Below are 13130 nucleotides of genomic sequence, written 5' to 3' on the forward strand. Positions count from 1 at the left end.
CGGATGGCGCTTGGCAGTGGCGCTGACAATTAACTAATCCGGAGATGAAATGTCGATGCTAAGCGAACTGAAAAAAATCAAGGAAGGCGAACCGCTGCACCAGAAGATGCGGATTGCCGGCAAGCTGGTGGGCAATGAGCGCTTGATCGAGGTGCTCAATCCCTACAACGGCAAACTGGTCGGGACGATCCCGAAGGCGACTGTCGGCGATATCCGCGACGCCTTCCGCATCGCGCGTCAGTTCAAGTCAACGCTGACGCGCTTCGAGCGTTCCAAAATCATGCTGCGGGCAGCGGAAATATTGCGCGCCAATACCGATGCCGTTTCCGACCTGATCACCGCCGAAGCCGGACTGTGCAAGAAAGATTCTCTGTATGAAGTGGGCCGCGCCTGCGATGTCTTCGTTTTTGCCGCCAATCAGGCGCTGGTGGATGACGGCCAAGTGTTTTCCTGCGACCTGACGCCGCATGGCAAGCAGCGCAAGGTCTACACCATGAAAGAACCGCTGCTCGGCGCGATCTCCGCCATTACGCCGTTCAATCATCCGCTGAACCAGGTCGCGCACAAAGTGGCGCCATCGATTGCGACCAACAACCGGATGGTGTTGAAGCCGACCGAGAAGACGCCGTTTTCTGCCCTGCTGCTGGCCGACATCTTGTATGAAGCCGGATTGCCGCCGGAGATGTTTTCGGTCGTCACGGGCGATCCGAAAGAAATCGCCGACGAAATGCTGACCAATGCCGATGTCGACCTGGTCACCTTCACCGGCGGCGTGCCGATCGGGAAATACATCGCCGGTAAAGCCGTCTACAAGCGCCAGGTGCTGGAGCTGGGTGGCAACGATCCGATCATCGTGATGGAAGATGCCGATATTGAAGAAGCGGCGACCTTGGCGGTATCGGGATCGTACAAAAATTCCGGCCAGCGCTGCACCGCGATCAAGCGCATGATCGTGCATCAGGCGGTAGCGGATGAATTCGTCGAGAAGCTGGTGGCCAAGACCCGGGCGATCAAGTATGGCGATCCGATGGATCCGCACAACGATATGGGAACGGTGATCGACGAACGCGCGGCAGTCGAGTTCGAGGCCAAGGTCAAGGATGCCGAGCACCACGGCGCCAAACTCCTATATGGCAATATCCGCAACGGCGCGGTGTATTCGCCGACCGTACTGGACCACGTCCCCGCCGACTGCAAGCTGGTTGCCGAAGAAACCTTCGGGCCGGTCTCGCCGGTGATCCGCTGCACCGATATTGCCGATGCCATCCGGATCTCCAATTCGACACCGTACGGCTTGTCGTCCTCCGTCTGCACCAACCGCATGGACTACATCACCCGTTTCGTCCGCGAACTGGAGGTCGGCAGCGTCAATGTCAGAGAAGTACCGGGCTATCGTCTGGAGTTGACACCGTTTGGCGGCATCAAGGACTCCGGGCTCGGCTACAAGGAAGGCGTGCTGGAAGCCATGAAAAGTTTTTCCAACACCAAGACTTACTCGCTGCCGTGGAATTAAGCTGATGCGGCCTGGCCCGGAAACAGGCCGCTCACTTGTACGGCCATGGCTGGGCAATGGCAATGGCAATGGCAAGCGAATTGTAGTTGTAGACATGGCGATTCCTCTGCTGCTTATTGAGATATGGCACATTTGTGCCATATCTCGGATCACATATTGCGTTTGCCATTATCTCCACGCGCATGCATGTCATTAAGCACATCGATATGACTCTGTGCCCGCTCCGACAGCATGCGCGCAGCGGCCATCGCCAAACGCGTCAGGCTCTCGGTGTCGGCCACATTCAGCGGCGGCGGAAAGGCATCGTCGCGCTGCTCGCGCGCAAGATCGCTGGCGTAGGTCAGCGACAGGCAGGTTTGAATGCCCAGGCTGATATCCAGCGTGATGGCCATGAACTGCGCCGACGCATTCATGCGCAGATCTTCCGTTAGCCACGAAAATGATTGATGCGCGGTTTCAGTCAATGAGTGGGTGGGTGAAGGAATGCTGGTCATTGCGTGCTCCTTATGTGCAGTTAATCAACTATTGGCAACCTCGCGCAAGCGCCACGTATTCAACAACCTTCGTTGGATGCGGAGGACGTCAATCAATTTTAAGATATATTTAAACCAATTAAGATAATATTATCTTAATTGGTTGACGTGATGTGATAAGAGATATCGCAGAATGCATCATGCCTACCGACACAGAGAAAGCGGCGTTCACGAAACGCCTGGAATTTGCATTGCGACGCAGCCCCGAATCGGTTCAGGGCGCGACTGAGCTCGCGCTGAGATTCAACCTCCGGCACGAAGGCAATGCCATCTCGCCGCAGACAGCCCATAAATGGCTAACGGGACGGGCGATTCCTACTAACGACAAGCTGGCGACAATCGCGAAATGGCTAAGCGTGGATCAGCATTGGCTACACTATGGACCTGCGCCGTCGAAGTCAACGGCCGAGATAAGGGACGCGGCAGCAAAAGGCGCGAAGAAGGTATCGCCAGAGTTGATTAATCTAGCCGCGAAGATTCAGGAATTGCCGCCACACCGCAGGTATCTCGTTGAAGAGTTGGTGGAGCAGTTGCAACAGGAAATTGGATAGGCGCGAAGAATGAAACCTACATCAACCATCGTAGTGCTTTCGATCATGGGATTAATGGCATTCACAAATCCAAAACTAGACAGCTATGAACAGCACATTCATCAAGTAATCACCCAGGAAGCCAATAAGCGGGATGACGTAACCCGGACACTCGGGACACTATTTGGAGGGGTAGCCAGCAGCTTCATTGCTAGCAGCGCCGTGAGAAATAACTATGTTCTGTTTAGCACTTACGACTCGGATCTGGGAAATCAGCATCTGAAATTTGTGGGCATTCTAGGTAATTTCTTTCAGATTTCACAGTCACATAACTAGCCATTTACTACCAGCGACGATTCGTCCTACCCCGAGCCTCTCATTCGTAATATTTCCCTCAACTATCTTCATCCAGCCTTTGTGAAGCCATGAACAAAAATGCCGCTGTGCTTGTGATCGGATTGTTCGTCTCATCGCACGGAATCGCACAAGATGTTATGCCCCCGATCGGCAATTACATCACCGAAGGCGGATGGGGAAATCTATCAATTCAACAGAAAAAGCCCGAAGGAATTGTCTTTGAGATTCATTCGTTTGGCGCTAACGCACATAGCTGTCAGCTTGAAGGAGAGATACGCAACGGGCGGGCCACACTGGAGTCCTCAGACAAAGAGAAGCCGTGCTTAATTGATTTTCAGCCTTCAAGTCGTGGCGTCAATGTCGTTCCACAGACGCCGCAGGAGTGCAGAGAGTTTTGTGGAATGCGCGCCGGCTTTGATGGACTCTACCTAAAACCTGTTCGAGGATGTGAAAACATAGATCGACAAGCAACCAAAGATAAATTCAAGCACCTGTATGACAGCAAGAATTATCGAGACGCACGTTTAACGATTGAAACCCTTCTTAATAGCTGCAGCACAACCTTGGGACAGTATGAATTGGGGGCGATCAGAAATGACCTAGCCATCACCCAATATCATCTTGGTGATTTCTCCGGTTGTTTAAATACACTTGAGCCGTACGCCAAAGACGCAGCCATGACGACCAACGATGCTATTAAGGATTATCCGCCCGCAGATGCAGAAGCTTATTCGGGGATACTGGATGCCGCGCGCACAAATATTAATTTGTGTCATAAGAAACTGCGTAAATAGGGAAAACCAAACATCGACGATGCCATTGATGCACTGCTCTTAATTAAGCGATCACATTCGGATAAATCGGCCATCACATTCCCATCCCCTCAAAACGCCTTTCAAATTTCCCCCCATCAAACCCTCGTAAAATGCGGGTATCGCGGGTGTAGTTCAATGGCTGAACGAAAGCTTCCCAAGCTCATTTAGTTTTCCATATATTCCCAGGCTTTACAGCCGATTTCCGCTCCGGAAATATCCTATTTTCACAACCTTGCCACCCAACAAATAGACAACTCCAGATATTTTTGCGGAGCGGTTTTTGATTCGAAAATCTGGGCCAAAACGATAACTCAACGCAAATAAAAAGCCCACATTTCTGTGGGTGTTTCGGGTAGTCGCCTCCGACATGGATGCCTTCGAGCTCCGTACAGTCTCCCTCGAATCTTACCCGGCGACCTTCGTTTGCCGGAGCTAAAGAAGCCGTGGTGCTCGTTAGAAAACGCTCGGAACCAGGTTCTCACCACCGGATACCTCGATGACGGTGCCGGTTACATAGGGGTTGGTCATCAGGAACAGCGCGGCGTGTCCAATATCATCCGCCGTGCCCGCGTGTCGCGCCGGAAAGGTCTCACGTACTTTTGCTCTCAAGGCCCCGCGCTCGTTGTCGGACATAACGCGCCACAAGTCTGTGTCGACATAGCCCGGGCGTATCGTGTTAACACGGGTAGGCGCCAGTTCGAACGCGAGTGAGCCCGATAAGGATTCCACTGCGACAAACGCCGAAGTGACAGCGCTGAAGCCGACTTTTGGTCGCGCTCCGATGCCACCTGTAAGGAAGGTAATCGAGCCGCCGGCTCTCAGGTGGGGCGCTGCATAACGCGCACAGGCCCAACTGCCCAAGAACTTATTTTCGATATAGCTTCGAACGCCGCGCATATCGTCGTCCATGAAAGTCCCCCAGGTCCCCAAGTCGGGCCCTGCCGTGACGGCGAGATGGTCGAATGGTCCTATGCCGTCAAAGGCCTCTCTCACTGCTGCCTCATCGCAAATATCCAATGTTACTTGTTCGAAATTAGCCAGATCCGGGCGTTCCTCCACCGAGGTGATACGCCGACTAGCGACCGTCACGGACGCACCCGCTGCATACGCCGCGCGCGCAATTCCAAGGCCGATTCCCGTTTTTCCGCCGACCACCACCACCTTTTTTCCTGAAAGGCTCAGTAAGGGCGGTGACGGTTGTTCTCGAACATTCGTTGCTGTGCTCATGGCTCTAGTCCTATTGGTCAGTAGTTTCGTTATGGACCGAAGAATCGCCGTTACATAGCGGCTAAAACTCGATCAGCGGCGTTCCGTCCACCAGGGTTTCAAGCTGCGAAATGGCTCTGGGCCGCTGTGACGCCCTGTTTCGTTCAAACGTGTCACCATGTTCGCTATTGCCACTGTCCCGCCGGTCGTTCAGGAACGTATCCATACTAATTTGATTCACCAAGATTGATAATGGGCAAATATTTCATAGTACTATTCTTAAAAAGAATAGGTCGATGTGCCTGTTGCGGAGGTTGCGCAGCTGATTTCTGACAGGGTTCATGCGAGCCGCACTGAGTTCGCCGGGGAAACGCAATGGATCGATTTCATGAGTTGACCGCTTTTATCGCGGTCGTAGAAGCAGGTGGTTTTTCCGCTGCCGCGCGCCGGCTTGACGATTCACAATCTGGAATGAGCAAATCCATCAGTGCATTGGAAAAGCGGCTAGGTGTGCTGCTATTCAATAGGCGCACGCGCAGCGTGACGCTGACCGACCAAGGACGGAAATACTATGACCGTATCAAGCCGCTTCTTGAGGAAGTGAACGAAGCCGACGGAGAGCTAACCAGCAGCACTCTGGAGGTCTCCGGTCTCGTCAGGATCGCGGCACCCTCCACATTCGGCCGGCTTCATGTCCTTCCGCTCATCCCACAATTGTTGTCACTTCATCCCAAGATCAAGTTGGACCTTGGTCTTTCGGACAGCGTCCGGGATTTGCTTGCGGACGGGATTGATTTGGCGGTTAGAGTCGGTCCGGTGCACGATCCGGATGCGGTGGTCAAACGAGTGACGGGCACTTCATTGGCATGTGTCGGGTCTCGCCGTTATTTTGATCGGCACGGGGCGCCCACTGTCCCGGACGATCTTGTCAATCACAATTGTCTTGTCTACAACGAGATGACGAATTGGGCTTTTGTCGGTCCAAAAGGAGAATTCACCGTGCCAGTGAGCGGCAATCTTTCATCCAATAGTATGGAGACGATTCTTTCCGGGGTGCTTGCCGGTGTGGGCATTGGCATGTTTTCCCGGGCGTCGTTGGTCGACGAACTCCAGCATCCAGACATCATTACTGTACTCGACCGGTTTCTGAATGAAACCAGAGACGTCAGCCTCATCTGGCCAAAGCGTAGGTTTGTACCCGCCCGTGTGCGGCTGGTAACTGAATTCTTCGTGACGACGCTCTCTCAGCGTGTTTGAGTACCATGACCGTGGCGACCAGGCCGCAAGTGATCTGCTGGGTCACGATAATGTGAAAACAACACAGCGGCATTCCCTCCGGAGAGCCAAGATTGTAGAGCCGACAAAGTAGGGAATATTCAGTTTTTGCGGAGCGCTCCGCAATTCCGATAATTTTAGACTTTCAGAAACAACTAAATTTAGTTTAAAATCAAGGTCTTGCGGGTGTAGTTCAATGGTAGAACGAAAGCTTCCCAAGCTTTAGACGAGGGTTCGATCCCCTCTACCCGCTCCAGGCCACTGTTGGCACCCGCTTTTCCAGGGTGCCATTTGTATTTTTGAGGCAGGTATTTGTCTGGCGTTACAATGGCGCTATCCGCAAGGCCAATCCAGCGCCTGCTTCGCTCCACCTAAAGTCTAATTAGCATGTCAGAAAACAAATCCGGCAAACCCCTCTTCTACGATCCGACCGAACACCGGATCCGCAGCTTTGTCACGCGCGCGGGGCGCTTGTCGACGGCGCAGGCGCGTGCCATCGAGGAACTGGGGCCGCAATTCTGTGTCTCATATAACAAGGCGGAAGTCGATCTGGCGCAGGTTTTCGGACGCACTGCGCCGACTATCCTGGAGATCGGATTCGGCATGGGCGAGACCTCGGTCAAGATTGCGGCCGGCATGCCGGAAAAGAATTTCGTCGGCGTAGAAGTGCATACGCCGGGCGTCGGCAGCTTGCTGAAACTGATCGGCGAGCAGCAGCTGAGCAATTTGCGCCTGATCCAGCACGATGCCGTGGAAGTGCTGACCAACATGATTGCGCCTGGCTCGCTGGCCGGCGCCCATGTGTTCTTTCCCGATCCTTGGCACAAGGCGCGCCATAACAAGCGGCGCCTGATCCAGGGACCGCTGGTGAGCCTGCTGGCGTCGCGCATTGCGCCGGGCGGCTATCTTCACTGCGCTACCGACTGGCAGGAGTATGCTGAACAGATGCTGGAAGTGCTGAACGCGGAGCCGCTGCTGAAGAATACCGCCGAGACTTACGCGGAACGGCCGGAGTACCGGCCTGTGACCAAGTTCGAGAATCGCGGCTTGCGGCTGGGGCACGGGGTCTGGGACCTGGTGTTCACGCGCGTTTGAGCTGGTTTGAGCTGAATTGTTAGAGGAAGTCCGCACTATGCTGATAAGCCGAATTTTCCCCCGCATTGACCGCCGGCTGGCCACGCTCGCTGCCTCGGCAGCGCTGTTTGCCCTGTCGCATCTTCCGCTGGCACAGGCGGGAGAGCAGGCAACACCGCTGCCGCCGGGAACGATCACGGTGGAGGATACCCATTACCAGCCCGCGACTCCCGGCTCGGCGACGCAGTTGCCGGCAGGATCTGGCAAGCCCTCGGCTGAGAACATGGTCGAGGCCGCGAAACGCGATGCCGGCAAGATAGACCGCGAGTTGCGCAAGGATGCGCCGCCCAAAGAGACTGCCGCGAAAAACGCGGAACCGACCATGCAGCAGAAGCTGGAAATGGGCCTGGCCCCCGCGGCCGCTCCGACGCCACGCTCGCCCAAGGAAACCACCATGGAAGACATCACGCTGCCTAACGGCCAGCGGGTCACCAAGGTGACTGGGCCGACCGGCACTTATTGCGTCACGCAGATTTCGGTGGGCAACACCAAGGGTGAAGACATCATGCAGAAGGGCGCGATTTCGCGCACCACCTCCTGCGGCGCCGGCTTTTGAAGCAAATTGACCGTGTGGGGCATGCAATTTTGGCAAAATGCCCGTGCAGCGCCCCGCCATTCGGTACAATCCGTCTATGTTGTCCGAATTCGACCTGATCTCCCGTTACTTCACTCGCACCGCGCGCAGCAATATCGAGCATATTGCCCTTGGCGTCGGTGACGATTGCGCATTGCTGACCCCGACGGCCGGCATGCAGTTGGCCATTTCCACTGACATGCTGGTGGAGGGGCGGCACTTTTTCCCCGATGCCGATGCTTTCTCGCTGGGCCACAAATGCCTGGCGGTCAACCTGTCCGACCTGGCGGCGATGGGCGCGCGGCCGCTGGCCTTCACGCTGGCGCTGGCGCTGCCTGCTGCGCGCGAGGAATGGCTGGCGCCGTTTTCCAGCGGCTTGCTGGCGCTGGCCGACGCCCATCATTGCGAACTGATCGGCGGCGATACCACCAAGGGGCCGTTGAATATCTGCATCACCGTGTTCGGCGAAACCTTGCCGGGCCAGGCCCTGCGCCGCGATGCCGCGCAGGCGGGCGATGATATCTGGGTCTCCGGCACGCTGGGCGATGCGCGGCTGGCGCTGGCGGTCTATCGTCAGGAACTGGGCGGCCAGCTGAATCCCGACCTGCAACTGGGTAGCGAGAATTTCCTGCTGGCGGCGGCCCGCATGCACCAGCCCAGCCCGCGCGTTGCGCTGGGACTGGCCTTGCGTGGGATTGCTCATGCCGCCATCGATATTTCCGATGGCCTGGTTGGCGATCTCGGCCATATCCTGAAGCGCTCCGGCGTCGGCGCCACGCTGGCGGTCGATAGCCTGCCGCCCGGCGCCATACTGAATCAGCAACAACAAGCGATCCGGCGCCACTTCACCCTGGCCGGCGGCGACGACTACGAACTGTGCTTTACCGCCGCCGCCAGCCGGCGTGACGCCGTACTGGCCGCGGCCCAGGCCAGTGCTACCGCGGTGACGCGCATCGGCACTATCGATGCCGCGCCGGGACTGCGCCTGCAAGACGCCAGCCTGGCGCCGCTCAACCTGCAACTTAGCTCTTTCGATCACTTTCAAACTACATGACAACAGCGGACCAAAACCCTTCTCAGCAACCGATCCGGCCTGGCCCGGGTTTCATGCTGTCGCATCCCGCCCACTTCATCGCCCAAGGTTTCGGCAGCGGCCTGTCGCCCATCATGCCGGGCACCTTCGGCACCTTGTTTGCTTGGCTCTCGTATGTCGTGATGACCACGCGCTGGCCGGAAATCTTCACGCCGCTCAACTGGCTGGTGATCATCGCGGCCGGCTTTGTGGTCGGCGTCTGGACTTGCCAGACCACCGGCCGCCATCTGCATGCGCCGGATCATGGCAGCATGGTGTGGGACGAGATCATCGCCTTCTGGCTGGTGCTGGTGCTGGTCACCCCGGCCAGCTTGTCGGCCCAGTTCGGCGCCTTCGTCGTATTCCGCTTTTTCGACATGGTGAAGCCGCCGCCGATCGCCTATTTCGACCGCCATTTCAAGGGTGGCTTCGGCGTCATGTGGGATGACATTGTGGCGGCGTTCTATACGCTGCTGCTGCTGGCGCTGTGGCGGTTGATTTAACGCCTGGTTGAACAGGCGGCATGGCCGGGACGGATTGCATCTGCCAGCAACAAGTGGCAGTATGTGTCTACCTATCAGGCAGATTACAGGAGTTGCACCATGACCACCGCACTCGCAGACAACACCGAACAAATCACTGATCTGGCAGCGCAAGCCGGCCGCGCCCTGCAAGCCAAGGGCTGGTTCCTGTCGACGGCGGAATCCTGCACCGGCGGCGGCGTGTCGCAGGCAATCACGGAAATCGCCGGTTCTTCGGAATGGTTTGATTGCGGCTTCGTGACCTACTCGAATGCCTCCAAGACGGAATTGCTGGATATCCCGGAAGCCGAGATTGCCCAGCACGGCACGGTGAGCGAGGAAATCGCCGCCGCCATGGCCGAAGGCGCGCTGGCCAACAGCAATGCCGACGTCACACTCTCCACCACCGGCATCGCCGGCCCCGGCGGCGCGGTCCCGGGCAAACCGGTCGGCACGGTCTGCTTCGGCTGGTCAGTCGGCCATCAAACCCACACCGAACGGCTGGTGTTTGCGGGCGACCGCCGCGCAGTGCGGGAACAGACTGTGATCCATGCACTGCAGGGCTTGCTGCGCTTCCTGAAATAACTCCAAGGCGCCTCAGGCGCAAGCCTCAGACGCGATGCAGATTGATAGCGTCGCGTGTTTCCAGGGCGACGCGTTTTGCTGCCTGGGCAAAATCTTCGTCGGCTGCCAGGTCTGGCTTGGCGTACAGGATGGCGCGCGAGGAATTGATCATCATGCCCATGCCGTTGGACGTCTTGCCAGCATGCACAGTCGCCTCGATATCGCCGCCCTGGGCGCCGACGCCTGGCACCAGCAAGGGCATATCGCCGATGATGCTGCGCACTTGCGCCAGTTCCTGCGGGAAGGTCGCTCCCACTACCAGGCCGCACTGGCCGTTGGTGTTCCATTTCTCAGCCACCAGGCGCGCAACGTGCTGGTACAGCGGCACGCCATCCACGGTCAGGAACTGCAAGTCCGAACCGCCGGCGTTGGAGGTGCGGCACAGCACGATGGCGCCGCGGTCTTTCCATTCCAGGTAGGGCGCGACCGAGTCGAAGCCCATGTAGGGGCTGACCGTCACGGCATCGGCGCCGTAGCGCTCGAAGGCTTCGCGCGCATATTGCTCTGCGGTAGCGCCGATGTCGCCGCGCTTGGCGTCCATCACGATCGGGATGTTCGGGTGGTTTTCACGCAGGTAGGCGCAGATCGCTTCCAGCTGGTCTTCAGCGCGCATGGCTGAAAAATAGGCGATTTGCGGCTTGAAAGCGCAGGCGGTGGCGGCGGTAGCGTCTATAATTTCCTTGCAGAAAGTGTAGATCGCGTCCGGCTGCTGCTGCAGGTGGGCAGGGAATTTGGCAATATCGGGGTCCAGGCCCACGCACAGCAATGAATTGTTGGTGCGCCAGGCGGCGGAGAGTTTTTCTATAAAAGTCACAATCAGGCCTCAATAATGCGAACCCCTTATTGTAAATCCAAACACCCCGGAATTCACTGGCAAACAGGCCGATATGCTGTCAATTTGCAGCCTTTCTCCGCTATTTAACACTTGAGCGGCCGGCCATAGTTTGCTAACGTGCATTACATTGTTTCTTTTATCAGGGATATTCCATGAAAACTTTCTTCAAATGGCTGGCCATTGCTGCCTTCGCTTCTGTCCTCAGCGCTTGCGGCTACAACGATTTCCAGACCAAGGATGAGGCCGTGAAAGCCGCCTGGGGCGAAGTCGTCAACCAGTACCAGGGCCGTGCCGACCTGGTGCCGAAGATTGCCCAGATCGTGAAAGCCTACGCCACCCATGAAGAAGCCACTTTTGAAGCCGTGACCAAGGCGCGTTCGGCGGCGACCAGCTTCCAGATCACGCCGGAAGTGCTGAACGATCCGGCTGCGTTCGAGAAATTCCAGCAGGTGCAGGGCCAACTGTCGTCGGCCTTGTCGCGCCTGATGGCGGTGTCGGAAAATTATCCGCAGCTGAAGGCGGACGGCCTGTACCGCGATGCGCAATCGCAGCTGGAAGGTATCGAGAACCGCATCAAGGTGGCGCGCAACCGCTACATCGTTGCCGTACAGGACTACAACGTGCTGGCGCGCAGCTTCCCGACCAACCTGACCGCCATGGCGATGAGCTACAAGGTCAAGCCATCCTTCACCGTGGATAACGAAAAAGCGATCTCGACTTCGCCTGACGTCGATTTCGGTGGCAAAAAATAATGTCGCGTAGCGTAATCCGCGCGCCTGCTGCGTGGCTGGCGCTGTTGGGCTTGCTGGCGCTGCTGGCCCTACCTGCCACTGCGCAAACCATGGCGGCGCAGGTGCCCGTGCCGCCGCTGCAGTCGCATGTCACCGACCTGGTCGGCATGCTGCAGCCGGAGCAGCGCGCCACGCTCGACAATACCCTGAGCGAATACGAAAGCCGCACCGGTAGCCAGATCGCCATCCTGCTGCTCAGCAAGACCGAGCCGGAGGGCATAGAAGATTATGCGGTGCGCGTCGCCGACGCCTGGAAGCTGGGGCGCAAGGGCATCGACGACGGCGTCATCCTGCTGGTGGCCAAGGACAATCCCAAGGCCCTGCGGCGCATGATGATACTCACCGGACGCGGGGTCCAGGGCACGTTGACCGACGCCCAGTCCAAGCGCGTACTGCAGGAAATCATCGCGCCGTACTTCTCCAAGGGCGATTTCTACGGTGGCCTTACCGCGGGCATTTCCGCCATCATGCCGCTGCTGGACCAGGAAAATTTTGCGCCGCCCAGCCGTAAGCCGGCGCAGGCGCAAGAGCCCTCCTCCGACCTGCTAGGCACTCTGGCGCCGCTGATGTTCTTTGGCTTCATCATCCTGATCACCATCATTTCCCGCTCGCGCGGCGGCAGCGCCGGTTCCGGCCGCGCGCTCAACAGCAATGTCTGGGGCAATGCCGCCGGCGTCATCATCGGCAGCATCCTCAGCCAGGGTGGACGCGGCGGCGGTGGCAGCTTTGGAGGTGGCGGCGGCTTCGGTGGCGGTGGCGGCGGTTTTTCCGGCGGCGGTGGCGGCTTTGACGGCGGCGGCGCCTCGGGAGATTGGTGATGAGTACTCTACAACGACTCTGGCGTCACCTGACGACCACGCAACGCAGCGCGCGGCGCGCCTTCCCGGCCGCCACGCTGAAGGCCATCCAGCACAAGATCGCAGAAGGCGAAGTCACGCACCGGGCGGAAGTCAAGATAATCGTCGAAGGCTCGCTCAGCCTGCCGGCCGTGCTCAACGGCGTAACCTCCCGCAATCGCGCGCATGAGCTGTTCGCCCACTACCGCATCTGGGACACCGAAGAAAACGTCGGCGTCCTGCTGTATGTGAACCTGGCCGATCACAAGGTCGAAATCATCGTCGACCGCGCAGTAGGCCGCGCCATCAAGAGCGCGGAATGGCAAGCCGTATGCAAGACCATGACCAAGGAATTCGCCAGCGGCGCCTTCCATGACAGCACCCTGGCGGCGCTGGAACAGATGAACGGCTATCTGACGCAGCACTTCCCGGATCAGGGCCGCAAGAAGAACGAACTGTCGGACAAGCCGCTAGTCCTGTAGCCTCCGCAATCAATTAAATCGACTCTGACCCC

At 57.7% G+C, this 13130-nt stretch carries 16 protein-coding genes and 1 tRNA gene; 14 read left to right on the forward strand and 3 right to left on the reverse strand.

All coding sequences use genetic code 11. The features are described 5' to 3' along the window. Positions 1-55: 55 nt before the first annotated feature. On the forward strand, positions 56-1513 hold the full coding sequence (gene phnY, locus CPter91_RS20805) for a phosphonoacetaldehyde dehydrogenase (RefSeq protein ID WP_061946480.1): 1458 nt from the start codon (positions 56-58) through the stop codon (positions 1511-1513). Positions 1514-1662: 149 nt separating this feature from the next. Here phnY and CPter91_RS20810 read toward each other — a convergent pair whose 3' ends face one another. Further along, positions 1663-2007 carry a hypothetical protein gene (locus CPter91_RS20810; RefSeq protein WP_061943614.1) on the reverse strand — a complete coding sequence of 115 codons (345 nt, stop codon included), beginning with the start codon at positions 2005-2007 and terminating at the stop codon, positions 1663-1665. A 179-nt stretch (positions 2008-2186) separates the two neighbouring features. Here CPter91_RS20810 and CPter91_RS20815 point away from each other — a divergent pair, with 179 nt between their 5' ends. From CPter91_RS20815 to CPter91_RS20825, 3 genes are all read left to right on the forward strand, one after another. Continuing rightward, positions 2187-2597 carry a hypothetical protein gene (locus CPter91_RS20815; RefSeq protein ID WP_061943617.1) on the forward strand — a complete coding sequence of 137 codons (411 nt, stop codon included), beginning with the start codon at positions 2187-2189 and terminating at the stop codon, positions 2595-2597. Positions 2598-2606: 9 nt separating this feature from the next. After that, positions 2607-2912 carry a DUF4359 domain-containing protein gene (locus tag CPter91_RS20820; protein ID WP_061943620.1) on the forward strand — a complete coding sequence of 102 codons (306 nt, stop codon included), beginning with the start codon at positions 2607-2609 and terminating at the stop codon, positions 2910-2912. Positions 2913-3001: 89 nt separating this feature from the next. Then, a complete protein-coding gene (locus CPter91_RS20825; RefSeq protein ID WP_061943623.1) occupies positions 3002-3727 on the forward strand; it encodes a hypothetical protein in 726 nt (241 codons plus the stop codon). 474 nt (positions 3728-4201) lie between these two features. Here CPter91_RS20825 and CPter91_RS20830 read toward each other — a convergent pair whose 3' ends face one another. Beyond that, positions 4202-4975 carry an SDR family oxidoreductase gene (locus CPter91_RS20830; protein ID WP_061943626.1) on the reverse strand — a complete coding sequence of 258 codons (774 nt, stop codon included), beginning with the start codon at positions 4973-4975 and terminating at the stop codon, positions 4202-4204. Between the two features lie 354 nt (positions 4976-5329). On the opposite strand from CPter91_RS20830, the gene CPter91_RS20835 reads away from it, so the two are divergent. The 7 genes from CPter91_RS20835 (at position 5330) to CPter91_RS20865 (ending at position 10115) form a co-directional block, all read left to right on the forward strand. Then, complete coding sequence (locus CPter91_RS20835; protein WP_061943628.1) at positions 5330-6211, forward strand: LysR family transcriptional regulator; 882 nt, start codon at positions 5330-5332, stop codon at positions 6209-6211. A 200-nt stretch (positions 6212-6411) separates the two neighbouring features. Beyond that, a tRNA-Gly gene (locus CPter91_RS20840) sits at positions 6412-6485 on the forward strand. Positions 6486-6616: 131 nt separating this feature from the next. Continuing rightward, positions 6617-7324: a tRNA (guanosine(46)-N7)-methyltransferase TrmB gene (trmB, locus tag CPter91_RS20845; protein ID WP_061943631.1), complete on the forward strand. Its 708-nt coding sequence runs from the start codon at positions 6617-6619 to the stop codon at positions 7322-7324. Positions 7325-7361: 37 nt separating this feature from the next. After that, positions 7362-7919 (forward strand): hypothetical protein, encoded by a 558-nt coding sequence (locus tag CPter91_RS20850; protein ID WP_061943634.1) that lies wholly within the window; start codon positions 7362-7364, stop codon positions 7917-7919. Positions 7920-7995: 76 nt separating this feature from the next. Further along, complete coding sequence (gene thiL / locus CPter91_RS20855; protein ID WP_061943637.1) at positions 7996-8991, forward strand: thiamine-phosphate kinase; 996 nt, start codon at positions 7996-7998, stop codon at positions 8989-8991. Then, positions 8988-9512, forward strand: a complete 525-nt coding sequence (locus CPter91_RS20860) for a phosphatidylglycerophosphatase A family protein (RefSeq protein ID WP_061943640.1) — start codon at positions 8988-8990, stop codon at positions 9510-9512. The genes thiL and CPter91_RS20860 overlap by 4 nt, the downstream gene beginning before the upstream one ends. 99 nt (positions 9513-9611) lie before the next feature. Further along, complete coding sequence (locus tag CPter91_RS20865; protein ID WP_061943643.1) at positions 9612-10115, forward strand: CinA family protein; 504 nt, start codon at positions 9612-9614, stop codon at positions 10113-10115. Positions 10116-10140: 25 nt separating this feature from the next. On the opposite strand, the gene pyrF is transcribed toward CPter91_RS20865, so the two are convergent. Further along, complete coding sequence (pyrF, locus tag CPter91_RS20870) at positions 10141-10968, reverse strand: orotidine-5'-phosphate decarboxylase (RefSeq protein ID WP_061943646.1); 828 nt, start codon at positions 10966-10968, stop codon at positions 10141-10143. 173 nt (positions 10969-11141) lie between these two features. Between pyrF and CPter91_RS20875 the strand changes: the two genes are divergently transcribed. From CPter91_RS20875 to CPter91_RS20885, 3 genes are read left to right on the forward strand one after another with little or no spacing between them, the layout of a single operon-like run. Next, complete coding sequence (locus CPter91_RS20875; protein WP_061943649.1) at positions 11142-11741, forward strand: LemA family protein; 600 nt, start codon at positions 11142-11144, stop codon at positions 11739-11741. Next, positions 11741-12598, forward strand: coding sequence for a TPM domain-containing protein (locus tag CPter91_RS20880; protein WP_061943652.1), 858 nt, complete (start codon positions 11741-11743; stop codon positions 12596-12598). The genes CPter91_RS20875 and CPter91_RS20880 overlap by 1 nt, the downstream gene beginning before the upstream one ends. Then, positions 12598-13098, forward strand: coding sequence for a TPM domain-containing protein (locus tag CPter91_RS20885; RefSeq protein ID WP_061943655.1), 501 nt, complete (start codon positions 12598-12600; stop codon positions 13096-13098). The genes CPter91_RS20880 and CPter91_RS20885 overlap by 1 nt, the downstream gene beginning before the upstream one ends. Positions 13099-13130 lie beyond the last annotated feature (32 nt).

Source organism: Collimonas pratensis (assembly GCF_001584185.1).
Classification (GTDB): Bacteria; Pseudomonadota; Gammaproteobacteria; order Burkholderiales; family Burkholderiaceae_D; genus Collimonas; species Collimonas pratensis.